21 protein-coding genes are annotated in these 25619 nt (G+C 35.1%); 14 read left to right on the forward strand and 7 right to left on the reverse strand.

Annotation, left to right across the window (positions count from 1 at the left end; all coding sequences use genetic code 11):
- The first annotated feature begins 178 nt into the window (after nucleotides 1-178).
- Nucleotides 179-301 carry a hypothetical protein gene (locus MHB74_RS03100; RefSeq protein ID WP_001068392.1) on the forward strand — a complete coding sequence of 41 codons (123 nt, stop codon included), beginning with the start codon at nucleotides 179-181 and terminating at the stop codon, nucleotides 299-301.
- Between the two features lie 342 nt (nucleotides 302-643).
- Here the strand turns inward: MHB74_RS03100 and MHB74_RS03105 are convergent, their stop codons facing one another.
- Nucleotides 644-1150 (reverse strand): GNAT family N-acetyltransferase, encoded by a 507-nt coding sequence (locus MHB74_RS03105; protein ID WP_061676981.1) that lies wholly within the window; start codon nucleotides 1148-1150, stop codon nucleotides 644-646.
- A 230-nt stretch (nucleotides 1151-1380) separates the two neighbouring features.
- On the reverse strand, nucleotides 1381-2187 hold the full coding sequence (gene fdhD / locus MHB74_RS03110; RefSeq protein WP_061676980.1) for a formate dehydrogenase accessory sulfurtransferase FdhD: 807 nt from the start codon (nucleotides 2185-2187) through the stop codon (nucleotides 1381-1383).
- Between the two features lie 301 nt (nucleotides 2188-2488).
- Between fdhD and fdhF the strand changes: the two genes are divergently transcribed.
- The 7 genes from fdhF to MHB74_RS03145 all read left to right on the forward strand — a co-directional run bounded on the left by fdhF (nucleotide 2489) and on the right by MHB74_RS03145 (nucleotide 14005).
- Nucleotides 2489-5425 (forward strand): formate dehydrogenase subunit alpha, encoded by a 2937-nt coding sequence (gene fdhF / locus MHB74_RS03115; protein WP_061676979.1) that lies wholly within the window; start codon nucleotides 2489-2491, stop codon nucleotides 5423-5425.
- 12 nt (nucleotides 5426-5437) lie between these two features.
- Complete coding sequence (locus MHB74_RS03120) at nucleotides 5438-5920, forward strand: DUF1641 domain-containing protein (RefSeq protein ID WP_001040525.1); 483 nt, start codon at nucleotides 5438-5440, stop codon at nucleotides 5918-5920.
- Between the two features lie 156 nt (nucleotides 5921-6076).
- Nucleotides 6077-7948 (forward strand): glycerophosphoryl diester phosphodiesterase membrane domain-containing protein, encoded by a 1872-nt coding sequence (locus tag MHB74_RS03125; RefSeq protein ID WP_061676978.1) that lies wholly within the window; start codon nucleotides 6077-6079, stop codon nucleotides 7946-7948.
- Between the two features lie 369 nt (nucleotides 7949-8317).
- The gene (gene ald, locus MHB74_RS03130; RefSeq protein WP_001219741.1) at nucleotides 8318-9451 is read left to right on the forward strand and encodes an alanine dehydrogenase; all 1134 of its coding nucleotides are present in this window, start codon (nucleotides 8318-8320) and stop codon (nucleotides 9449-9451) included.
- Nucleotides 9452-9554: 103 nt separating this feature from the next.
- A complete protein-coding gene (locus tag MHB74_RS03135) occupies nucleotides 9555-10970 on the forward strand; it encodes an amino acid permease (protein ID WP_061676977.1) in 1416 nt (471 codons plus the stop codon).
- A gap of 266 nt (nucleotides 10971-11236) precedes the next feature.
- Nucleotides 11237-11614: an ArsR/SmtB family transcription factor gene (locus MHB74_RS03140; protein WP_061676976.1), complete on the forward strand. Its 378-nt coding sequence runs from the start codon at nucleotides 11237-11239 to the stop codon at nucleotides 11612-11614.
- Between the two features lie 24 nt (nucleotides 11615-11638).
- Nucleotides 11639-14005, forward strand: a complete 2367-nt coding sequence (locus tag MHB74_RS03145; protein WP_061676975.1) for a heavy metal translocating P-type ATPase — start codon at nucleotides 11639-11641, stop codon at nucleotides 14003-14005.
- Between the two features lie 260 nt (nucleotides 14006-14265).
- Here MHB74_RS03145 and MHB74_RS03150 read toward each other — a convergent pair whose 3' ends face one another.
- Nucleotides 14266-15729 (reverse strand): nicotinate phosphoribosyltransferase, encoded by a 1464-nt coding sequence (locus MHB74_RS03150; RefSeq protein ID WP_061676974.1) that lies wholly within the window; start codon nucleotides 15727-15729, stop codon nucleotides 14266-14268.
- Nucleotides 15730-15928: 199 nt separating this feature from the next.
- Between MHB74_RS03150 and MHB74_RS03155 the strand changes: the two genes are divergently transcribed.
- The 3 genes from MHB74_RS03155 to MHB74_RS03165 all read left to right on the forward strand — a co-directional run bounded on the left by MHB74_RS03155 (nucleotide 15929) and on the right by MHB74_RS03165 (nucleotide 19197).
- Nucleotides 15929-17200: a tetratricopeptide repeat protein gene (locus MHB74_RS03155; protein ID WP_061676973.1), complete on the forward strand. Its 1272-nt coding sequence runs from the start codon at nucleotides 15929-15931 to the stop codon at nucleotides 17198-17200.
- Between the two features lie 2 nt (nucleotides 17201-17202).
- Complete coding sequence (locus MHB74_RS03160; protein ID WP_140384220.1) at nucleotides 17203-17328, forward strand: NprX family peptide pheromone; 126 nt, start codon at nucleotides 17203-17205, stop codon at nucleotides 17326-17328.
- A gap of 168 nt (nucleotides 17329-17496) precedes the next feature.
- On the forward strand, nucleotides 17497-19197 hold the full coding sequence (locus MHB74_RS03165; protein WP_061676972.1) for a M4 family metallopeptidase: 1701 nt from the start codon (nucleotides 17497-17499) through the stop codon (nucleotides 19195-19197).
- A gap of 63 nt (nucleotides 19198-19260) precedes the next feature.
- Here the strand turns inward: MHB74_RS03165 and MHB74_RS03170 are convergent, their stop codons facing one another.
- On the reverse strand, nucleotides 19261-19809 hold the full coding sequence (locus MHB74_RS03170) for a TVP38/TMEM64 family protein (protein WP_061676971.1): 549 nt from the start codon (nucleotides 19807-19809) through the stop codon (nucleotides 19261-19263).
- A 398-nt stretch (nucleotides 19810-20207) separates the two neighbouring features.
- On the opposite strand from MHB74_RS03170, the gene MHB74_RS03175 reads away from it, so the two are divergent.
- The gene (locus MHB74_RS03175; protein WP_061676970.1) at nucleotides 20208-20726 is read left to right on the forward strand and encodes an RNase A-like domain-containing lipoprotein; all 519 of its coding nucleotides are present in this window, start codon (nucleotides 20208-20210) and stop codon (nucleotides 20724-20726) included.
- Nucleotides 20727-20741: 15 nt separating this feature from the next.
- Complete coding sequence (locus MHB74_RS03180; RefSeq protein WP_000288799.1) at nucleotides 20742-21014, forward strand: hypothetical protein; 273 nt, start codon at nucleotides 20742-20744, stop codon at nucleotides 21012-21014.
- Nucleotides 21015-21216: 202 nt separating this feature from the next.
- On the opposite strand, the gene MHB74_RS03185 is transcribed toward MHB74_RS03180, so the two are convergent.
- From MHB74_RS03185 to MHB74_RS03195, 3 genes are all read right to left on the reverse strand, one after another.
- Complete coding sequence (locus MHB74_RS03185) at nucleotides 21217-22479, reverse strand: VanW family protein (RefSeq protein WP_061676969.1); 1263 nt, start codon at nucleotides 22477-22479, stop codon at nucleotides 21217-21219.
- A gap of 234 nt (nucleotides 22480-22713) precedes the next feature.
- The gene (locus MHB74_RS03190) at nucleotides 22714-23730 is read right to left on the reverse strand and encodes an LCP family protein (protein WP_333490711.1); all 1017 of its coding nucleotides are present in this window, start codon (nucleotides 23728-23730) and stop codon (nucleotides 22714-22716) included.
- A gap of 187 nt (nucleotides 23731-23917) precedes the next feature.
- Nucleotides 23918-25096 carry a NupC/NupG family nucleoside CNT transporter gene (locus tag MHB74_RS03195; protein WP_061676967.1) on the reverse strand — a complete coding sequence of 393 codons (1179 nt, stop codon included), beginning with the start codon at nucleotides 25094-25096 and terminating at the stop codon, nucleotides 23918-23920.
- Between the two features lie 91 nt (nucleotides 25097-25187).
- Between MHB74_RS03195 and gloA2 the strand changes: the two genes are divergently transcribed.
- Complete coding sequence (gene gloA2 / locus MHB74_RS03200; RefSeq protein ID WP_061676966.1) at nucleotides 25188-25574, forward strand: SMU1112c/YaeR family gloxylase I-like metalloprotein; 387 nt, start codon at nucleotides 25188-25190, stop codon at nucleotides 25572-25574.
- Nucleotides 25575-25619 lie beyond the last annotated feature (45 nt).

Raw genomic sequence — 25619 nt, forward strand, 5'->3', positions numbered from 1 at the left:
ATAGAAAACGTAGCGACACAAAATACCCTATGTTGCGACATAACGTCATGTCATTTTATTTATAAAATGACAATTCCATTCTATTGTGTATGTGAGATAGAGAGGTTTTTCGTATTCACCTCGCATCGGATAAGAAAAAATTCCTATCTCACACTTTTTTTAAAAGGAGATCATACACATGAATCCAAAAGAAGAAATTTCAAAAAAAGAAAAGCAAGATCGTAATACGGTTGTCATGTGCGTTGCCGTATCTATGGTTATTATTATAAGTTGTGTAAATAAAATTTTGGGGATTTTATAATATAAAAAAGCTTATTGCTTCTTAAGAAGCAATAAGCTTTTTTCGTTATTAGGGGAATAGTTCATATAATAAACCAAGGTAAAATTGCTAACCCAGAAGTTACAATTGCTGTAGTAAATATTAAAAGCATAGCTCGTTTGTTTTGTTTCATGTCACATTCTCCTTTATATATCAATTGAATGCTATACGTTCATTTCATGATTGGTGCCTTACTTTATACTTTTAGTATAATGAATGGAAAGGTTTGGTACGATCGATAAAGGTGACATGAAGATTACATTGTTGTAATGAAAAAAGCACCTTCTTTAATAAGAAGATGCTTTAAAAAACTATATTGAAGTATTAATTATTTAAGAACAGAACCATATGTTCCTCGTCCCAATATTGACCGTTATGTTTTAATGAACGCTCTTGTACGCCGTAAGTTTGGAAACCTAATGATTCATATAATTTTTTGGCACCAGCGTTACCAACTACAACATCGAGCATAAGTTGTTCTACATGTAATTTATCGGCATTTTCAATAATGGCTTTAATTAGAGCTCGTCCTGCTCCAAGGCCACGCGCTTTTGGGGAAACAAAAACGGAACCGATTTTTGCTTTATGTTCTTGTTTAATGAAAGGCTTTGTTTCTAAAGTAGCAATGCCGATTAAATCGTTATCTTTGAAGACCCCTAGAGTATACTTATCCGGATTGCTTAATCGTTTTGCCATAGCAGCTACAGGATCCTCATGTTTCAGAACATCTTCATAAGAAGAGCTAAAAGCTTCCGGGTTTTTCGTTAAACCTTCCATACAAACTTTTAAATATATTTCTGCGTCCTCTGTCGTTAATAAGCGAATTTCCATAGTTGTAACCTCCTTGGTCGATTTCAAATCAAATAAATCCATTATTTTTATAAGATTGTGTATGCATTTTGTTAGCAGTCTCTTTTAATTTGTAAAAGAATGAAAAGATATATGCTACAATGTTGTGTTTTTAATATGTAATGAAATTATATATTAACTTTATTAACTATTCAAGCTTTTAATATATTACATTTTTATAACTAAAATAACTCCTCAGTTGAGGAGTTATTTTAGTTATTCGATTGATAACCATCAATTCGCTTTGGATGGGTGTAAATATTACAAGATTCATTTCTAATAAATCCTACGACTGTAATGCCTAAATCGTGAGCGAGTTGCAATGCTAATTTTGTTGGAGCGGATTTAGATAGAACAATTTCACATCCGATTTTTGAAACTTTGAGTAGAATTTCGGATGAAATGCGCCCGCTAAATGCAATGATTTTTCCTTTAACGGATATATCGTTGCGCAAACAATGGCCATATATTTTATCTAATGCATTATGTCTCCCGATATCCATTCTTGATAGGAGAATATTGTTTCGATCACATAGAGCGGTATTGTGAACACCGCCGGTTTGGCGAAATGTAGTGGAAGATTGTTGTAAAGTATTCATTAAGTAAAAACATTCTTCAGGAGTAATTTTCACGTGTATATCATGTAAATCTTTTGCTTTTGCTGCATCGTTAACGAAAATAAAACCTTGTCTACCTTTTCCGCAGCAAGAAGTGATGTATCGCTTATTATATAAAGTTTGATAGAGCGGATTTACTTTTGATGATTTTACATGGACAATTCCGTTATCTTTTTGCACCCATAGTTCTTCCACATCTTTATAAGAAGAAATAATCCCCTCAGAAATTAAAAAACCAATAACCATATCTTCAATATAGGTCGGTGTGCATACGACTGTTACATATTCTTCACCATTCAATTTAATAGTAATAGGAGATTCTGTAACAATCTCATCAAGCTGTTTTGAAAATGTACCAGATTGATAGCGTACAATTGTATAAGTTTCTTGCGTAGGCTCCATATTAAATTCCCCTTTTTTATGTTTTTCTCTCCCATATTTATCATAAAACAATGGAAAAAATAAAAACACCTATTAGGAAGAAGATCACAGATTATTTTGGTTATTATTGTATATGTACGATATAATAGAACTGTAGAATAGTGATATTTTCAAGCTTTCGTAGTTATACCTTATAACATCTAGAATCGACTTCATAAGAAAAGTATTCGGGCAGAGCGTTTCAAAAATATGTACAGTAATACGATTTTGAAAACGGATTCATAATTGTGTTGTACAGTTGGTTGTAAGGAGAGGGGAAACTATGGCAGAACAGACAGTCCGTGTAACCGTGGATGGTAAAGAATTTTCCACATCGGGTGCAAAGACGATACTACAATTATTTAACGAGAGTAATTTGGAACATCCTCAAATTTGTCATGTACCAGAAGTAGATCCAATTCAAACTTGTGATACGTGTATTGTAGAAGTAAATGGGAAGTTATTGCGTGCTTGTTCAACGAAATTAGAGAATGGTATGCATATCGAAAGACAGTCCCAGCGTGCAAAAGAGGCACAGACTGAGGCGATGGATCGTATATTAGAGAATCATTTATTGTATTGTACCGTTTGTGATAACAATAATGGTAACTGTAAAGTCCATAACACCGTACATATGATGGAAATTGAAGAACAGAAATATCCGTATGAGCCGAAAGTAAGTGCTTGTGAAGTGGATATGTCACATCCGTTTTATCGGTATGATCCAAATCAATGTATTGCTTGTGGACAGTGTGTAGAAGTATGTCAAAACTTACAGGTTAATGAAACTATATCGATAGACTGGAACTTAGATCGTCCACGTGTTATATGGGATCATGGTGTAAGTATAAATGACTCATCTTGTGTAAGTTGTGGACAGTGTGTAACAGTATGTCCGTGTAATGCGTTAATGGAAAAATCAATGTTAGGTGAAGCTGGGTTTATGACAGGATTAAAACCAGATGTGTTAGATCCGATGATTGATTTTGTAAAGGATGTTGAGCCCGGATATAGTAGTATTTTAGCGGTTTCAGAAGTAGAGGCTGCGATGCGTAAGACGAAAGTGAATAAAACAAAAACAGTTTGTACATTTTGTGGTGTCGGTTGTTCCTTCGAAGTATGGACGAAAAATCGCCATATATTAAAAGTTCAACCTGTTTCAGATGCACCGGTTAATGGGATTTCCACATGTGTAAAAGGTAAATTTGGATGGGACTTCGTAAATAGTGAAGATCGAATTACGAAGCCATTAATTCGTCAAGGAGATATGTTTGTTGAAGCTTCATGGGAAGAAGCATTAGAGGTTGTTGCTTCTAACATGCAGCATATTAAATCTGAATACGGTAGCGATGCATTTGGGTTCATCTCTTCTTCGAAAGTAACAAATGAAGAGAATTACCTTATGCAAAAACTAGCTCGACAAATATATGGAACGAATAATGTGGACAACTGTTCTCGTTATTGTCAATCTCCAGCGACAGACGGTTTATTTAAAACTGTCGGTATGGGCGGGGATGCTGGAACAGTGAAAGATATAGCGGAAGCAGGTCTTGTTATTATCGTTGGTGCGAATCCAACAGAAGGACATCCTGTACTTGCTACGAGAGTAAAACGTGCTCATAAATTACACGAGCAAAAACTAATTGTAGCAGACCTTCGTAAACATGAAATGGCAGAGCGTGCGGATTTATTTATTCATCCGCGCCAAGGTACGGATTACGTATGGCTTGCTGGTATTACGAAATATATTATTGATCAAGATTGGCACGATAAAAAGTTTTTAGCTGAAAATGTGAAGAACTTTGATGAATATAGCAAAATGTTAGAAAAGTATACGCTCGATTATACAGAAGAAATTACGGGGATTTCAAAAGGAAATCTGAAAGAAATGGCTCGTATGGTATATGAAGCAGATGGAACTTGTATACTTTGGGGAATGGGTGTAACGCAAAATACAGGAGGAAGTACAACATCCGCTGCCATTTCAAATTTACTGCTTGTTACGGGGAACTATCGTCGTCCTGGTGCAGGTGCATATCCATTACGCGGACATAATAACGTACAAGGTGCTTGTGATATGGCAACATTACCAAACTGGCTTCCAGGTTATCAAGCAGTATCAGATGATACGCTTCGTGCGAAGTTTGAAAAAGCATATGGTACAACTATTCCGAAAGCACCAGGATTAAATAATATTGCAATGTTACTTGCGGCGGAAGAAGGAAGACTACGTGGTATGTATGTCATGGGTGAAGAAATGGCTTTAGTCGATTCAAATGCGAACCATGTGCAACATATTTTATCGAATTTAGACTTCCTAGTTGTTCAAGATATGTTCCTATCAAAAACAGCTCGTTTTGCTGATGTTATTTTACCAGCGGCACCAAGCTTAGAAAAAGAAGGAACGTTTACGAATACAGAGCGCCGTATTCAAAGGTTATATGAAGTATTGAAACCACTCGGTGATTCTAAACCAGACTGGTGGATTTTACAAAAAGTTGCACGTGCACTAGGCGGGGATTGGAATTATGAAAGTCCAAGTGAAATTATGGACGAAATCGCATCACTTGCACCGTTATACTCTCAAGCAACGTACGACCGTCTAGAAGGATGGAATAGTTTATGTTGGGGTAGTCATGATGGTAGCGATACACCGCTATTATATGTAGATGGATTTAACTTCCCAGATAAACTTGCTCGTTTATCATTAGATGAATGGGTGCCACCGGTTGTAGCGCCAGATGAGTATGATTTACTTTTAAATAATGGTCGTATGCTAGAACATTTCCATGAAGGGAACATGACGAATAAGTCGGCGGGTATTTTATCTAAAGTATCTGAAGTATTCGTTGAAATTTCACCTGAACTCGCTGTAGAGCGTAATGTGAAAGATGGTGGTCTTGTGGAATTAGCATCACCATTTGGAAAAATTAAAGTACAAGCGCTTATTACAGATCGTGTAACGGGGAAAGAGCTATATTTACCGATGCATGCAACGATAAATGAAGAAGCGATTAATATTTTAACTGGGACAGCAACAGACCTTTATACATGTACACCAGCATATAAACAAACGATGGTGAAAATGCGTGTATTACGTGAAAAAGGAAATCGTCCGTTACCATCTTCAAACCCGCGAGATAAAAAGCGTAATCCGCAAAATGGTGTTGAAATCGAGCAAAAGTGGCAAAGAAAACAATACGTATCACTTGTGGACTAGGGGGCGGAGATAGTGGCGAAAGAAATTACGTTAATTAAAAAGAAAGTTGTAACAGAGGAAGAACAGAAACAGCAAGTAGCAGATGAACTTCTAAATGAGCTATCTAATAATCGTGAAGCAGTAGAGGAAACGATGCAGCTTTTAGCGCAGTTGCAGAAGGCTGGGATATTAGATGCGGCGATTAGTTTACTTGCTGCGAAGGAAGATGTTTCAAAAATTGCTGTGGAGCAATTAAATCGTGAACCAGTTAAAAATGCACTCAACAATATGATGGGGGCGGGGGAAGCTCTATCCGCAGTTGACCCAGAAGTAACAAAGCAAATCACATCGAGTTTAGTTACTGGATTGCAATTTGCAACAGATGAATTAAATAGTGGTAAAAAAACAAAAGTGATGGATTTCTTTAAAGTGTTAAAAGATCCAGATATCAATAGAGCCATTACATTCGGTTTTAGTTTCTTGAAAGCATTTGGGCAAGGGTTAGAGAAAAAATAGAGTAAATGAAAAAAGTGATGGGAAATAGCCATCACTTTTTTCATTGTATGTATAAGAGTGTTCATGTTAAGCGGAATATATTATTATTAAAAAGATGGATTAGAAATGGAAATATGGAATCCATCTCAAATATCGTTTTAGAATGTGGAGGAATATATGCAACACCGTAAAAGACTATCTATACCAGGAGTAATGAGACATTCCTTTCAAACTGTTAGATTTGCTTTTTGGAATGTGTTAACATTCCAACTTGCTTATAAATTGCTAGCAGCGATTGTGTTTATCCCACTTTTCGGTATTATTTTCAATAAGTTGTTGTACTTTGGTGGGTATGCAAATGCAACAAATGATGAGTTATTAGCATTTTTGAAAACACCGTACGGGATTTTGGCGATTGTAATTTTATCTATATTGGCATTGTTTCTTATCTTTACAGAGTTTGCAGTACTTATTATCATTTCGTACTTCGCTCATAAAAGGCAAAAGGTGAGATTACGTCCAATTTTGTATAAAACAGTAACGTATTTACCTTCCCTGTTTACATATTGCTTACCTGGATTTGTTTTGTATGCAGTTGTACTATTACCACTATTAAGTATGGGATATAAATCTGCATTGATTCCTGAAATTCAAATTCCTAATTTTATTACAGGTGAACTATTTAAGACAACAATGGGGCAAGTTGGGTATTATACTTTCTTCGCTGTAGTTGCCTATTTAAATCTTCGTTGGATTTTTGTTTTACCTATTATTGTTTTAGAGGAAAAGCCGTTCCGCACGGCAGCACGCAAAAGCGCAAACTTAGTAAAAGAAAGCTTCTTTAAAGTATTGTTCTTTTTAGTAGGTTTTTTCATATCTGTAGGAATCGTCTTTCTTTTATGTGTAGGAATTTATTTACTTTGTCTGTGGGGAGTATATGAATTTACAAACCCAGAAGGGACATTTGCGTTGCTAGCAGAGTCAACTATTTCAGTCTTCTTAACAAGTACATTGTATCTATTTAGTTTTATTATGACGCCGTTTTACATTATGGCATTAACAAGACTGTATTTACAAAAGGTTCCAGTTGAAGATGTTTTATTAGAAGAGGGATTAGATTATTCAAAAACGAAAGCAGATAAATGTTTCTTCCAAAAACATCGTTGGAAATTTATTGGTGTATATATTGTAGGAATTATTACTGCGGGAATGGTCGTTGCCTTCATTGTAACCTTTATTACAAACACATATAAAGAACCAATTATTATGGCTCATCGTGGCTATATTTCAAAAGGTGTAGAGAATACAAAAGAAGCTGTGCAGGGGGCTATTGATGCGAAAGCAGATTATGCTGAAATTGATGTACTGCAAACGAAAGACGGTGAACTAGCTGTTATACATGATTTGAAGTTGAAACGCCTTGCTAATGCTAATGTTCATGTGTCAGATTTAACGATGGATGAGTTAAGACAGCTTACCCTTAGTCAAGATGGGTTTTCAGGACAAATCAGTACACTTGATGAAATCATTAAGCTGGCAAAGGGGAAAATCAAGCTTAATATTGAAGTGAAGCTTCATGGTGGCGAAAAAGATTTCGTAAACAAAGTATTAAAAGTGATTAAAGATAATGAATTTGAGAAGCAATGTGTCATTCAAACGTTACATTACCCACTTATTAAAGAGTTTAAGCGTGCAAATCCAGATATAAAAGTCGGATATATACTGTATGCAAGTAGAGCTAACTTAAAGAATGTGAAAGCTGATTTTTATGTAGCTGAAGAATATATGTTAAATAAGAAGTTAGTAAAAGAAGCAAGGAAGTTAAATAAGCCAATTTACGTATGGACAGTAAATGATATGGAAAGTTTAAAGGGATATTATAAGCTAAACGTAGATGGTATCATTACCGATTATCCTGAAGATGCACGTGAAACAATTAAGATGCTAAAAGAACAAGAAGCGGAAGAAAGTGATCTGTTTGATAAAATTAGTGAAACAACAGATGATTTATTTTCCAAGTTATTTATAAGTTACCCAGCTGCTGGCTAGATGCCCGCAGCTGTTTTTTTATGAAAAGAATATATCCCTAAAGTATTGTGTAAATTAATAATTGTATATGTATACGGCATTATTGGGGTTTTTTACATTGTTACATTATTGTCGAATAATAAATGATTGCTGCTTATTTTTAAGGAGTATAATGAAAATAGGGTGATAGATAATGGAATGTAACGAAGAGGCTAATAGAATCAATGTTCCATATATTTACACTATTCTAAATATATAAACTTTAAAAAAATGATATGTTAGCGTTTTCATAACTTTTAAGTTATGCTAGAATAAGGACATAAGTTATTAATTATTACAAAAAGAAAAAAGACTTTCTTTTTTCTGTTAATTATAAGGGGGCATTTCATTATGCGTATTGGGGTACCAGCAGAAATTAAAAACAACGAAAACCGTGTGGCAATGACACCAGCAGGTGTTGTACATTTAATTCGTAACAATCACGAAGTATTCATTCAAAAGGGTGCAGGTTTAGGATCTGGTTTCACAGATGCTCAGTATGTTGAAGCGGGAGCAAAAATCGTTGATACAGCTGAAGAAGCTTGGAACATGGAAATGGTTATGAAAGTTAAGGAACCAATTGAAAGCGAATACAAACACTTCAGCGAAGGTTTGATCTTATTCACATACTTACACTTAGCTCCAGAACCAGAATTAACAAAAGCGTTAATCGAAAAGAAAGTTGTTGCGATTGCATATGAAACAGTACAATTAGAAAACCGTTCTCTACCATTACTTGCACCTATGAGTGAAGTAGCTGGTCGTATGGCTGCACAAATTGGTGCACAATTCCTTGAGAAAAACAAAGGCGGTAAAGGTATCTTACTTGCAGGTGTTCCAGGGGTTAAACGTGGTAAAGTAACAATCATCGGTGGTGGACAAGCTGGTACAAATGCTGCTAAAATTGCAGTTGGACTAGGTGCGGATGTAACAATCATCGACTTAAGTGCAGAACGTCTTCGTCAATTAGATGACATTTTCGGAAACCAAGTAAAAACTTTAATGTCTAATCCTTACAATATTGCAGAAGCTGTAAAAGAGTCTGATCTTGTAATCGGTGCAGTATTAATCCCAGGTGCAAAAGCGCCAAAACTTGTAACAGAAGAAATGATTAAATCAATGGAACCAGGTTCTGTTGTTGTAGATATCGCGATTGACCAAGGTGGTATTTTCGAAACAACTGACCGTATTACAACTCATGATAACCCAACTTACGAAAAACACGGCGTTGTTCATTATGCAGTTGCAAACATGCCAGGTGCGGTTCCACGTACATCAACTCTTGCATTAACAAACGTAACAGTACCATATGCAGTACAAATTGCTAACAAAGGCTACAAAGAAGCTTGCCTAGGCAACTCTGCATTACTAAAAGGTATTAACACATTAGATGGCTATGTAACATTCGAAGCAGTTGCAGAAGCTCACGGTGTAGAATACAAAGGTGCTAAAGAATTATTAGAAGCAGAAACAGTATCTTGCTAATAGAAGCATTATACAAAACAAAATCGAACAATATATAAACCAACATGATAAGAGCTAAGAGTGAATATCTCTTAGCTCTTCTTGGCAAAAGGGGGCATACATCGTGGCCAACCTATTTAAAAAGAAATCCGTTACGCAATTGTTAGGTGAAAGTAAAAGTAAAACTTTAACGAAAACGCTAGGGGCATTCGACCTAACAATGCTAGGGATTGGTGCGATAATCGGTACAGGAGTTCTAGTATTAACAGGATTAGTAGCAGCAAGAGATGCTGGTCCAGCAGTTATTTTTTCATTCATGATTGCAGCGATTGTTTGTGGATTTGCAGCTTTATGTTATGCAGAGGTTGCATCTACACTTCCTGTTTCAGGTAGTGTGTACACATATTCATATGCAACAATTGGTGAGTTTGTTGCCCATTTAATGGGATGGACATTGTTATCCGTATATGTCGTAACAACTGCCGCAGTAGCTGGCGGATGGACGGGTTATTTCCATAACCTAGTGAGTGGATTGGGACTTGAAATTCCAAAAGCATTGCTAACGATTCCATCGCAAGGTGGTATGGTGAACTTACCCGCAATTATCGTTACGTTGGTGATAACTTGGTTATTATCACGAGGTACAAAAGAAAGTAAGCGTGTGAATAACATAATGGTATTAATTAAAATTGGTATTGTTGTTTTATTCATTGCAGTTGGTGTATTCTACGTGAAACCAGAAAACTGGATACCATTTGCACCGTACGGTTTAAGTGGAGTGTTCGCAGGGGGAGCAGCAGTATTCTTCGCTTTCTTAGGATTTGATGCATTAGCAACTTCTGCTGAAGAAGTAAAAAATCCGCAACGTGATCTGCCGATTGGTATTATTGCTTCATTAGTCATTTGTACAATCATTTATGTTGTAGTTTGTCTCGTTATGACAGGTATGGTTTCTTATAAAGAATTAGATGTACCAGAAGCTATGGCATATGTGTTAGAAGTTGTAGGACAAGATAAAGTGGCTGGTGTAATTGCTATTGGAGCTGTAATCGGTATTATGGCTGTAATTTTCGCTTACATTTATGCAACAACTCGTGTATTCTTCGCAATGAGCCGTGACGGTTTATTACCAAAATCTTTCGCGAAAATTAACAAGAAGACTGAAGCGCCAACATTTTCAGTTTGGTTAACAGGAATTGGTAGTGCTTTAATTGCTGGATTTATCGATTTAAAAGAATTGTCGAATTTAGCGAATATTGGAGCGTTATTAACATTCGCCATGGTTGGTGTAACTGTTATCATTCTTCGTAAAACGCATCCGAAATTACAACGTGGATTTATGGTACCACTTGTACCGATCTTACCGATTATTTCAGTTGCATGTTGTCTATTCTTAATGGTAAATCTACCATTAAAAACATGGATATACTTCGGTGTTTGGTTAGCAATCGGAGTAGTTGTATACTTTGTTTATTCGAAAAAGCATAGTCATTTAAAAGAAGATGGAAGTTCGCAGGATAATTTAGAACAAGCTAATTAACAGCTAATTAAAAGGGATATAAGTATAAGTAAGCCTTGTGCGTCTAGGGAACGCGCAAGGCTTTTTTCTTTTGTGCAAAACGTACATCTTTTTTGTATGAGAATGTAATGGATGCGGAAAATATGGATAGACCTTTTTAAATGTGAACGAAATGTTCAAAAAAAATGTATGAGATTTCATTGACACATATGAATAGGCGCTCATATAATAAGAGTATAAGATATATGAATGATTGTTCATATGTTCAAATGAAGAGGTGAGCTATAATGGCTGGAAATAAAGTAGAAACACCACAAGAGACATGTTCTCAAACGGTAATTCATGAAGAAGTTGTTGATCAAGTAAAACAAACAATTCCAACTGATGAAAGTTTAAGTAAAGTAGCAGAACTATTTAAAGTATTAGGCGATCGTACACGTACGAGAATATTACATGCGTTATTTGAAGCTGAAATGTGTGTTTGTGATTTAGCGTATTTATTAGGAATGACACAATCATCTATTTCACATCAGCTTCGTGTGTTAAAGCAAGCGAAACTTGTAAAGAATCGTAAAGAAGGCAAGGTCGTTTATTATTCGTTAGCTGACCAGCACGTAATTCATATCTTCGAGCAAGCGTTTGAACACGTAAACGAGGAAGAATAAAAAAGAACGCGAGGAGGGAGAACGATGGCTGAAGCATTAGTGAAAAAGAAACTGGTGTTAGAAGGTTTAGATTGTGCGAACTGTGCAATGAAAATTGAAAAAGGTGTTGGGAATATAGAAGGAGTAAATTCTTGCTCTGTAAATTTCGCGACAAAAACAATGGTTTTAGAAACAGCACAAAATAAAGAAAGCGAAGTTGTTACAGAAGCAAAGCAACTCGTTACAAAATTAGAACCGCATATTAAAGTACAAGAAGAAAAAAACACAAAAATAGCAAAAGAAGTGTTTATATTAGAAGGTTTAGATTGTGCGAACTGTGCGATGAAAATTGAAAATAAAGTGAAAGAAATGCCGACCGTTTCAGAAGCAACTGTTGATTTCGTATCAAAGAAATTAAGAGTTGAAGTAGCGAATAAAAGAGAATTAGAAGCAACTGTAGCAAATATAACGAATGTTGTTCAAAAGTTAGAACCAGATGTGAAAGTTGTTCGTGAAGAAAAAGGTGGTCATGACCACGGACATAGTCACGACCATGGTGAAGCAAATGTGAAAAAGATGGTAGGACGATTAGTGATCGGCGGAATTTTGACAGCAATTGCTGCATTAGCTGGTTTACCACAAATGATAACAATTCCGTTATTCGTTCTTGCGTATTTATTAATAGGTGGAGATATCGTTTGGAGAGCGGTAAGAAACATAACTCGCGGCCAAGTGTTCGATGAGAACTTCTTAATGGCAATTGCAACCCTAGGGGCTTTCGCAATTCAACAATATTCAGAAGCTGTTGCGGTAATGCTATTCTATCAAGTGGGGGAACTATTCCAAAGTATTGCGGTCAATCGCTCTCGAAAATCAATTACTTCATTAATGGATATCCGTCCTGATTATGCGAATGTGAAGGTTGGAAATGAAACGAAACAAGTATCACCAGAAGATGTACGAATCGGCGATTATATTATCGTGAAGCCTGGTGAAAAAGTACCGTTAGACGGCAAAGTAGTTGAAGGAACATCAATGGTAGATACTTCAGCATTGACTGGTGAATCTGTACCACGTGAAGTCGAAGTTGGAAATGATGTATTAAGTGGTTTTGTGAACCAAAATGGTGTATTAACAATTGAAGTTACAAAAGAATTTGGTGAATCAACTGTATCAAAAATTTTAGATTTAGTTCAAAATGCAAGCAGTAAAAAAGCGCCAACAGAAAACTTTATTACGAAATTTGCGCGTTACTACACTCCAGTTGTAGTTATTACAGCAGCGATCATGGCGTTTATTCCACCACTTATTTTAGAAGGAGCTACATTCTCAGAATGGATTTATAGAGCTTTAGTGTTCTTAGTAATCTCGTGTCCATGTGCGTTAGTTGTATCTATACCGCTTGGATTCTTTGGAGGAATTGGTGGGGCATCTAAAAGTGGTGTATTAATAAAAGGAAGTAACTATTTAGAAGCTTTAAATGATGTGAAATATATTGTTTTTGATAAAACGGGAACATTAACAAAAGGTGTCTTCAAAGTTACAAAAATGGAACCAAGCGAAGGCATAAAAAATGAAGAATTATTAGAGTATGCAGCATTTGCTGAAGTGTATTCTAATCATCCAATTGCACAATCGATTCGAAAGGCATATGGAAAATCAATTGATGAAAAAATAATCGATGATTATAACGAAATTTCTGGTCACGGTACAGTCGTAAAAGTACAAGGAAAAGAAATTTTTGCGGGTAATGCCAAATTAATGAGAAAAGAAAACATTACATTTAAGCAACCAGAAACAGTAGGTACATTAGTTCACGTTGCTGTAGATGGAGAATATGCAGGTTATATCGTTATCTCTGATGAGGTAAAAGAAGATTCAAAACAAGCAATTCAAAAATTAAAAGAACTGGGTATTAAGAAGACAGTCATGTTAACTGGTGATGCAAAAGCAGTTGGTGAAGCTGTCGGTAGGGAATTAGGTTTAGATGAAGTTCACGCAGAACTATTACCGCAACAAAAAGTGGAAGAGATTGAAAAAATTGATGCGGCGAAGAACGGAAAAGAAAAAGTTGCTTTCGTTGGTGATGGTATTAATGACACACCGGTATTAGCAAGAGCAGATGTTGGTATTGCGATGGGTGGTTTAGGATCAGATGCAGCGATTGAGGCAGCAGACATCGTTATTATGACTGATGAGCCTTCAAAAATTGCAACAGCCTTAAACATCGCAAAACGTACACGACGCATTGTATGGCAGAATATCATCTTTGCATTAGGGGTAAAAGGGTTAGTTTTATTACTTGGTGCTTTTGGTATTGCAACAATGTGGGAAGCTGTTTTCTCAGATGTTGGTGTGACACTACTTGCAGTGTTAAATGCAATGCGTGTACTACGAGTGAAAGATTTATAAAAAAGAGGACGCAACATGCGTCCTCTTTTTTAGGTTATTTTGTTGAAATTGACTCAATAAAATAATAGCAAATATTATTTTATAAATAAATAACGTAATATTAAAATTTACAAATAAAAAATATTTGTCTTACTATTTTAATATATTTTTCACAAAGCTACATATCGTATTGAAAAAACAGAGAAGGAGAAGCTTCTCTGTTTTTTCAAGCTTTACTGGCCATAAAAGTCCGATTGGTGAGGGCTGATTAAAGTTTCACTTTATTTTTGTATATTTTTTTCAACTTGTTCTCGAACAGTTTGAATGTAATTCATTTTATGATCCCAACATTCTTGACTTAAATCGACAGGGTACTCTTCGGGATTTAAAGTTCGCATATACTCTTCCCAAAATAGCGCGAGACTCTGTTCATTATATTTTTGAATATCTAATATATCTGGTAGTTCATATGCTCTTTCGCCGTTAACGAAAATGTCTTTATGCAGTTCGCGAGCTTCAAAGTTTGTTACAAATTTACTTATATACGTGTGAACAGGGTGAAACATTTTTAAGCGTTCTTCTTTTCCAGGTTTTTCAGAATCTAATGCAATATAATCGCCTTCTGCATGATCGTTAACTCGATTGATAATGCGATAAATTCGTTTCAGTCCTGGAGTCGTAATTTTTTCAGGGTTAGATGAAATTTTAATTGTATCATTTAACTTTCCATCCGTATCTTCAATCGCAACTAGTTTATAAACAGCCCCTAATGCCGGTTGCTCAAAGGATGTAATCAATTTTGTTCCAACGCCCCATACATCAATTTTTGCTCCTTGAGATTTCAAATGCATAATTGTGTATTCATCTAAATCGCTAGAAGCAATAATTTTTGTATGTGTAAATCCAGCTGCATCTAGTAGTTTTCTTGCTTTTTTAGATAAATAAGCCATATCACCACTATCAAGGCGAATGCCATAAAAATCGATACGATCTCCAAACTCTTTTGCGACGCGAATCGCATTTGGAACACCTGATTTTAAAGTGTCGTATGTATCAACGAGAAAGACGCATTTTTTATGAGTTTCAGCATATTTCTTAAACGCGACATATTCATCGCGATAAGCTTGAACGAAAGAGTGAGCGTGTGTGCCGGCTACAGGTATCCCGAATCGTTTTCCAGCACGAACGTTACTCGTAGATGAGAAACCACCAATAAAGGCAGCGCGTGTACCCCAAAGAGCAGCGTCAAACTCGTGAGCACGTCTTGTGCCAAACTCTAAAAGTTCATCATTATTTGCAGCGTGCTTCATACGAGCAGCTTTTGTTGCAATTAATGTTTGGTAATTCACAATGTTTAACAGGGCAGTTTCAATAATTTGTGCTTCGCCGAGCGGTGCATCAACACGTAATAAAGGCTCATTATTAAATACAACTTCACCTTCTTGCATACTTCGAATCGTCCCAGTGAATTTCATATTTTGTAAATATTGAAGGAATTCCTCTTCAAATTGTAATTCTGCTAAATAAGCGAGATCGCTTTCGGTAAAGCTGAAGTTTTCTATGTACTCTACAATCTTTTCAAGACCAGCAAAAACAGCATAACCGTTCTCGAATGGAAGTTTTCGAAAGTATAAATCAAACACCGAGCGGCGATTATGAATACCATCTTTCCAATATGTATAAGCCATATTAATTTGATATAAATCTGTATGTAAGGCATAGCTATCGTCTTTATAATAAGTCATCGCGAAAACACCTCCATAATTTGGTTATAGTATACCAATTTTTCACCGCCCGTAGCAAAGAATGGATATGAAAGTATAGTCAAGAAAGAAAAAAATGAAATATTGCATATTTTTTAGAAAATTAACATTTATCAATTTATATTTCTCAAGATTTTATGTATTATTAGAGTAATGGGGGTAATGAGAATGGAGGAGGACAATGCAACAAACATTAGAAAAAATAGGCAAACAAGTCTTTTATAAACGGCTACAGCAAAAAATGACACAAGAAGAATTATGTCAGGGCATTTGTTCTGTCTCATACTTAAGTAAAATAGAAAATGGAAAGATCGAAGCATCAGAAGAGATTCTACAATTGCTCTGCACAAGGTTAGAAATTGCCGTGACGGATTTGAGAGATGTAGAAGAAGATGTGAAGGGGAAGCTGGATGAGTGGTTGAATGCACTCGTTCATTTGGACAGGCAACAAGTAGAACGCATATATGAAGAATTACAAGGTGAAATGAAGCATGTTTTGGATTTTGAAATTATAAATTATTATAAACTGCTTTATACGCGTTATTTAATTATGAAACGAGATTTTTCTGCTCTTGAAGAAGAATTAGAGAGATTAAAAAAGATGTACAAAAAGTATTCGCCATTTCAGAAATTATTATATACGTATAGTAAAGGGCTATATTATTTTTTACAACATAAATATAAAACGGCCTTAGATTATTTAGTTCAAACTGAAGTGATGGCGAAAGAACAAGGCTATTATGAAACTGGAATCTATTATAATTTAGCTCTCATTTATAATGAATTAGAAATAGAACATATGGCGTTACATTTTGCTCATTTAGCTATGGAAGGCTTTAAGAATGAATATAAATTTCGTCATGTGATTAATTGCCAGTTATTGATAGGGTTAAGTTATATACAGAAAAAACAATATAATGAAGCTTTGGAAATTTATAGAAATATTTTAAGAGAGGCTAATTCTTTTGCGGATAAAGATAACATAACAGCGATTGCTCTAAATAACATGGGGTATTTACATTACCATTTAAAGGATTATGCAAAAGCGAAAGAGTATTATTTGCAATGTTTACAATACAAGAAGGAAGAAGATTTAGATTACATTGATGCTGTATATGAGATTGCATTGCAATGTATTGAATTGAAGGAATTTGAAGAAGTAAAAGAGTGGATTAATAAAGGGATAGAAGTTGCGAAAAGAGATGAGAAGTATAAAAGTATGTTATATACACTTTTAATACTTCAATATAAATATTTTGAAGAGAAGGGGGTGTATAAAAAGTTTTTAGAAACAGAAGCTTTAACATTTTTTAAGCAAGAGGAAAATAAAAAAGATTTAAAAAAGGTATATTTAGAATTAGCAAGATATCATGAGGAAGTATTAGAATTTCAAGAAAGTAATAGATATTATAGACTAACTATTAATTTATTAGAAGAAAAGGGAGGAAGATGAATATGAAAAAAATGATTTTGGGTGCTTTAGCATTAGTGGCTATATTAGTAGTGTTAGAACCTCAGTATGCTTGGACTGGAGACATGTATGGTCAAGCTAAAGAAGTAATAGAAGTAATAAATTCTTAATAGAAACCCCTTTCCAATCGGAAAGGGGTTTTTCAATATTTGTTCCCCAAAAATCTACAAAACTTGAGAAAAAAATTAATTGAATTTTTAGTATATTAATAGTGGAAACATAATGCTACGATAAAACTACTCTTTTTCACAAAAATTTTTTATTAGGGGGAAGGTTATATGAAAAAGAAGAGTTTAGCATTAGTGTTAGCGACAGGAATGGCAGTTACAACGTTTGGAGGGACAGGCTCTGCATTTGCGGATTCTAAAAATGTGCTCTCTACGAAGAAGTACAATGAGACGGTGCAGTCGCCGGAGTTTATTTCTGGTGATTTAACTGAGGCAACTGGTAAGAAAGCAGAATCTGTTGTGTTTGATTATTTAAACGCGGCAAAAGGTGATTATAAGTTAGGGGAAAAGAGTGCGCAAGATTCTTTCAAAGTGAAACAAGTGAAGAAAGATGCTGTAACTGATTCAACAGTATTACGTTTGCAACAAGTTTACGAAGGAGTACCTGTATGGGGGTCTACTCAAGTAGCTCACGTAAGTAAAGATGGTTCTTTAAAAGTATTGTCTGGAACAGTTGCGCCTGATTTAGACAAAAAGGACAAGCTGAAAAATAAAAATAAGATTGAAGGCGCAAAGGCAATTGAAATCGCGCAGCAAGATTTAGGTGTAACACCGAAATATGAGGTAGAACCAAAAGCGGACTTATATGTATATCAAAACGGTGAAGATACAACATACGCATACGTTGTAAACTTGAACTTCTTAGATCCAAGTCCAGGAAATTACTACTATTTCATTGAAGCAGACAGCGGTAAAGTATTAAATAAATTTAATACAATTGATCATGTAACGAATGATGATAAGTCTCCAGTTAAACAAGAGGCTCCTAAGCAGGATGCAAAAGCGGTTGTAAAGCCTGTAACAGGAACAAATAAAGTAGGAACTGGTAAAGGGGTATTAGGAGATACGAAATCGCTTAATACAACGTTATCTGGTTCATCTTACTACTTACAAGATAATACGCGCGGAGCAACAATTTTCACATATGATGCGAAAAACCGCTCAACATTACCAGGAACATTATGGGCAGATGCAGATAATGTTTTCAATGCAGCGTATGATGCAGCGGCAGTAGATGCTCATTACTATGCAGGTAAAACATATGATTACTATAAAGCTACATTTAATAGAAACTCTATTAATGATGCAGGAGCGCCATTAAAATCAACAGTTCATTACGGAAGTAATTATAATAATGCATTCTGGAACGGATCACAAATGGTATACGGAGATGGTGATGGTGTAACGTTCACTTCATTATCTGGTGGTATTGATGTTATCGGTCACGAATTAACGCATGCAGTTACGGAAAATAGTTCTAATTTAATTTATCAAAATGAATCAGGAGCTTTAAATGAAGCGATTTCTGATATCTTTGGTACTTTAGTAGAATTCTATGATAACCGTAACCCAGATTGGGAGATTGGTGAAGATATTTACACACCTGGTAAAGCAGGAGATGCACTTCGCTCTATGAGTGATCCAACGAAATATGGTGATCCAGATCATTATTCTAAGCGTTACACGGGTTCAAGTGATAACGGTGGGGTTCATACAAACAGTGGTATTATTAATAAACAGGCTTACTTATTAGCAAATGGCGGTACACATTACGGTGTAACTGTAACTGGTATCGGTAAAGATAAGCTAGGTGCAATTTATTACCGTGCAAATACACAATATTACACGCAATCTACTACATTTAGCCAAGCTCGTGCTGGTGCAGTACAAGCTGCAGCTGATTTATATGGTGCAAATTCTGCTGAAGTAGCAGCAGTTAAGCAATCATTTAGTGCTGTTGGTATAAACTAAGGCTGTAAGAGATAGCTGTTAATAAAATACCTCAAAAATAAAGAAGGAGCCTATGCTCCTTCTTTATTTTTTTCTCCATTTTTTCCACAAATAATACAATCCGATACAACCCGCGATTGTTACAATCCACTTCGCTTCATTTGTACCATTCATGACATGGTATGCAGAATATACTTCAATTAATAAGGACGGTATTTTACCTATTGTACTGGCAATACTGAAGGATAGTAATGACATTTTGCCTAGAGCCGCAAATAAAGTCACGATACTGGACGGAATAAATGGAATAAAACGAAAAGATAGGACGAGTAGAAAGGCCTCTCTACCTTCTACGTAAAGAAGGCGTTCTACCTTAGGATACTTATTTACTTTATCGTGAGTGAACTTTTGAAGGCCTAGACGATAAATATAAAACGAGATAATAGCCCCTAAGGCCTCACCTATGATCGAAATGATTGTACCGTTTACTACGCCAAAGAGCTGTATGTTAATGGCGGTTAAAAAAATACTAGGGATAAAACCTAAAAGACTGATGATGATGTTGATTAAGATACTAAGTGGAATTGCGATTGAATAATAGTCTGTTAAGAAGTTTTGAATTGTTTCAGCCATTGTTTAAAATCCTTTATCTTTTTTTGCATTACACCATATTTCTATTGTGTAGGCAAGTGCAAATTTACATAATGTAGGAAAACGTTGATAAAACACCATCTACATACCTTATAAGGGTATTGGGTATGTAAAAACAGGGGTATATTTTTACGATTTAAAAAACATCGAATAAACCTTGAGTTTAAAGGGTTTATTCGATGTTTTAAGAGGTGATTTGATTCGGGAAATAATCAAAAAATATAGGGGTATATTACAGGTGAGGGCCGAAATAGTAGTTTTATGAAATTAGGGTGGTAATATGGAAAAATAGACGTGGAATTTTAAAAATGTATATGTTTTTTCTATGTGAAATTGACTTTTAGTGAAGTTACGATAATAATCATGGAAGAGGTGATATGATGAAACGAATAAGTAGTCTTTTCTTGAGTGGTTTAATGGCATTCATGCTGATCTTAAGTGGATGTGCAGGAAAAGAACAAAAAACAGAGAAACAAACAGGAAATCAATCGACATCAGTAGAAAAAATTAGTGATAATATTTTAGATGAAATGGAAGGACCACCTAAAAATGGTCATACGATTGAAAGGCATGTAGGGAAATCAGAAGAGGATTTGAAGAATCGCTTGAAGACAGATAAAGTATCAGCGGCAAGTACATACTATGATAAGGAAACAGCGACGAAAGCTGTAAAAGATAGTTTGAAGCAGCATGATAAGGAAATTCAAGATTGGTTAAAAAATTCTAAAGAGGCTCGTCTCGTATTAAATACAACTCATTCATTCCCAGTTGGAAAAACGGTAATAAAGAAAAATATGAATGTAAAAGACAAGCTAGTAAAAACTGTTACTGTTTTGGCGAGAGATAAGTCAGGAGATTTAGGATATAAGATCATTACTTCTTATCCATCTGACAAATAAGAAGGGGGAGTACATATGTATACGACATTACAATACTTTCTTAAATCGTACTGTACGTTAAGTATTCATGAAGATGAAATAGTAGGCGTGATGGAAGAGTTTATAGAGCAAGAGGATGAAGAAATTGTTTTGAAATTACGCGATGAATTATTATATATGAAGAAAAAGAATGCTTGGGAAGAGGCGTGCGTATTAGCTGCGAAGCAAGGAAATCGCATGTGGTCTTTAGAAGAAACGAAAGACCATCTTGAAGCTTTTTTACTATTATTGCAAAAGAAAAAGGCGTGAGTAGATCACGCCTTTTTCTTTTTGGAAATTTGCTTGTTTATCCCGCTTTAATGGGCAGTAAGACCCCCACCTCAAAATTCAGCGAAAGCAAAGAAGTTAGGTGGGGATCAACTGCCCATAAAAGTCCGATTGGTTCAACTAATAATCAGTGGGGAATGAAGAAAACCCCCACTGATTAAAGTTTCACTTTATTAGCAGCGCCTCATTGTTTTGGAGCGCTTTTATATACGCTTTTTGAAATTTGTCCATTTGAGATCACTTCACCGTTTTGTGTTACTTTTTTATACGTTACCGCTGTTATTTTGTCATTAGCTCTACTAATTACTTGAGAAGAAACTTCAACATTTTTACCAGTATTGGTACCGAAAATACGGGTAGTAATACTACCTCCATTTGAAAATGCTTGAATATAAATATGATTGCCTGTATTGTTTTTGAATTTTAAATCTGGACCATAATCTGCCACTGCTGCATCTTGCCCAAGTGGTAAATAATTTACGGGCATAGAATGATTGCTTCGAGAAACAATTCCTAAATCTGCCCTTAAAGCGGCGCTATATAAAGTACTACTAACTTGGCAAACGCCTCCACCTGCACTTTGTATAACTTTACCTTCTGAAAATACTGCTGCGGATTTATAACCATGTGCAGCATCCGTTACGCCAACACGGCCATTAAAACTAAACGTTTCATCAGGTGCGACAATAACTCCACTTAAAGTATTAGCTGACTTATTTACGTTATAGGATTGGTTTCCATTACGACCAGCCATTGGAGTTGAATATTCAGCAATTACTTCTTTAATCCCCATTTTCTGTATATCTTCTGTAGAACGCTCAGGTTTTAAGAGTGTAACTGGTAACGTAACGTCTGATGTGCCAGAAGCAATGGCCTGTTTCGTTAAATCAGTTAACTTTCCTTTATCAATTTTTTCTCCGTTTTGACTTTGGCTAATATTTACTGTAGAGCCTTCAACATTTAATTCTGCATTAACAGGATTTTTTAATGTGTCATTATATTTATCCTTCATAAAGCTTTCATAAGCAGTTGTATTTAATTGAGCTGTTAATTTATAATCACGTTTTAATTCACCGTTTTCAGCCTGCTTCCGCATTTTGTAACGATTCATTGCATTTCCTTCTTGTTCTTTAAAGATTTTGTCGATAATATCTTTTTCCTTATAATTTATCCCTAAATCTTTCCATGTGTACGTTTGTTTATCATTTTGGAATATGTACGTAAGAGATTTTTGATCTAATTCAGTTACCTTTTGATTAATAATTGCTTGAATATCTTTTTTATTTTTTCCATCGAGAGAAATACCTTCAAATGTAGTATTTGGTAATGCAGTAGTATCTAATTGATTATTTAGTTTGGATACATATTTATATCCACCAACACCGCCTACACAAAGTAATATGCCTCCAGTAATTGCAGAACCAATCAGTATTTTACTTAGCTTCATTTATTTCCCCCCAGAAATTTTTGTATAAATATATGTATTACATTTTTTGTATAAAAATGATGAAAATAACATTATGTACGTACTAGTATACTATTATTTCCACTATGTGTGTAATGTTTTTATAAAAAATGTTACACTGTTGTAATAATTGTCTCTTTTTGTCACAATATGCACGAGAAATATGTTGAAAATTATAATAAAAAGGCTGTCTAGAAAGATCTAGCAGCCTTTTTATTATAATTTTTTATGTTCATTTTTATTCGTAACACCGAGATGTTCTTGTAATGTTGTCGAAATGTTATTGACGCTTTTTTCATTTGGAACGTAATAATAAATACCACCTATATATTTATCAGTACCTTCTATTTGCATTTTGTCCATTTTTAAATTGGAATCCATTGAATTTTTTGCAATGGTCATCATATCGTCAAAGGTTAAATTTGTCTTTAAGTCTTTATCGACAGCGTCGAGTAGACCACCAATTTTATTAATAGAATTAAGAGATAGTGCTTTTTCAGCGATAGCTTCTAAAACAAGCTGTTGTCGTTGACCGCGCATATAATCACTATCGATATGACGTGTTCTAGCTAGTGCTAATGCCTCTTCTCCATTTAAATGTTGACGTCCTTTTTTCAGATGAATAGCATCTGGTTCGTCTTTACTATTTTGTTCTGTGAATTCAACGGGAACATCGACAGTAATACCACCAAGGGAATCGACAATTTTAATAAATGATTTAAAGTTGAATTTTACATAGTAATCAACTGGAACATCTAAAAAGTTCTCTACGGTATCAATCGTGCTGTCTACACCACCGAATACGTGCGCGTGTGTAATTTTATCGTATTTGTCACGTGATTTAATGAAGACACGTGAGTCACGTGGAATACTGACAAGTTTAACAGATTTGTCGTTTTTATTAATTGTTGCAAGTAATAGCGCATCCGTGCGAGTTGCTTTTCCGTAATTCTTGTCCCTAATTTCACTTTCATCAACACCCATAATAAGTACGGAAATGTTGTCAGTCATAGGTTTCACGGCTTTTTCACGTTTGCTGGATTTATCCCCGCGGCCCAGTTCAGAATAGGCATTACTTAATACAGACTTTGCTTTACTGTATATATGGAAGGAATATCCTCCTGCTCCAAGTGCTATAATCAGTAATGGAATAAGAAGGAACCAAAGTAGTCGTTTTTTCTTTGAGAGTCCTTTTTTGGCTCGAGTATCTTTGTTCATATCGGATTTCATCATTTTTTCTCCTTTAAAGCTATCAAAGTGTATACATCTAGAAGCGCATTCAAACACATAAAAAATATTGTACGCTAAATAAAAGCGATTGTACATGTATAAAAAATAGATGTCTTGATTATTTATAAAGACATCTATTCGTTATTGTATACAAAAGATAGGGATAAGAAAATGATAAAATTTTACCTGATTACAACATAATGCTTACGATAATTGCAGATAAAATACTGACGAGAGTAGCTCCGTATAGTAATTTTAGGCCAAATCTGGCAACAACGTTTCCTTGTTCTTCGTTTAATCCTTTTACCGCACCTGAAATAATACCGATAGAAGAAAAGTTGGCAAAAGAAACGAGGAAAACAGAAATGATACCCACTGTACGAGGAGAAAGGCTATTAGAAATTTTACTAAGGTCCATCATTGCTACAAATTCATTCGTTACAAGCTTTGTTGCCATAATGCTACCAGCTGTGACAATTTCGGAACTTGGTACACCGATAAGGAATGCAACAGGTGCAAATATGTAGCCGATTAATTGCTGGAAAGTAATGCCGAATATAATGAGGAATAGGTCATTAATGCAGCTCATTAATGCGACGAATCCGATGAGCATAGCGCCGACAACAATAGCTACGCGAAAGCCATCTAGAATGTATTCTCCAAGCATTTCAAAAAAGCTTTGCTTTTCGCCTTTAATCTCTAAAATATCTTCGTCATCTTTAACGTCGTAAGGATTAATGATGAGTACGATAATAAAACCACTAAATAAATTGAGGACGAGTGCGGTTACTACATATTTAGGTTCGATCATTGTCATATAGGCACCTACGATAGACATAGATACGGTTGACATGGCAGAAGCACAAAGTGTATAAAGACGGTGTTTTGGAATTTGAGCTAATTGTTTTTTTACCGTAATAAAAACTTCTGATTGGCCGACAATGGCAGAGGCGATAGCGTTGTAAGATTCTAATTTCCCAAGACCATTTATTTTACTAAGGAAGTAACCGATCCAATGAATAAAAAATGGTAGTATTTTGAAATGTTGTAGTATACCAATTAAGACGGAAATGAAGACAATTGGTAATAGTACAGTAAGGAAAAATGACATTTCACCTTTATTGGCAAGACCGCCAAATACGAAGTTTATACCATCAGCAGCATACTCGAGTAACTTTGTAAACAGACTGGAAATGACCCGAATAAGTATGAGGCCGATTTCTGTATTTAATAATAAATAGGTTAAGATCAACTGTATAATAAGCATGATGAAAATTGGTTTAAATTTAATATGTTTCTTATTGTTGCTAGCAATATAAGCAAGGAAGAAAACAACGATAAGTCCCACGAAAAAAGTAATAAATTTCATAGTAAGCCCCCTAAAAGAGATATTCTGCTATATATGTTTTTCATTTCAAGGGAGAATATGCATCTTTGGTAAAGAAAGGAATAGAGAGAGCATGAATATATGTAGAGTGCACCACGTTGCAATTATTTGTTCAAATTATGAAGTGTCAAAGGATTTTTATACTCGGATATTAGGTTTTAAAGCGATAAATGAAGTATATAGAAAGGAACGAGATTCTTATAAGTTAGATTTATGTGTAGGGGAAGAGTATCAAATCGAATTATTTTCATTTCCAAGTCCGCCTGAGCGCCCAAGTTTCCCGGAAGCGGCTGGACTTAGACATTTAGCATTTGCTGTTACAAATATAGGAGAAGCTGTGAAACATTTAAATGAATGTGGTGTAGAGACTGAATCGATACGTATGGATGAAATAACCGGAAAAAAATTCGTCTTTTTCCAAGATCCTGATGGGCTACCTTTAGAATTGTATGAGGTTTGAAATTGGTGAATTTTATATAGGGTTGCTTTTGCGTAAATGAAGAAA

It is taken from the genome of Bacillus sp. FSL K6-0069 (assembly GCF_038007785.1).
Taxonomy (GTDB): Bacteria; Bacillota; Bacilli; order Bacillales; family Bacillaceae_G; genus Bacillus_A; species Bacillus_A mobilis.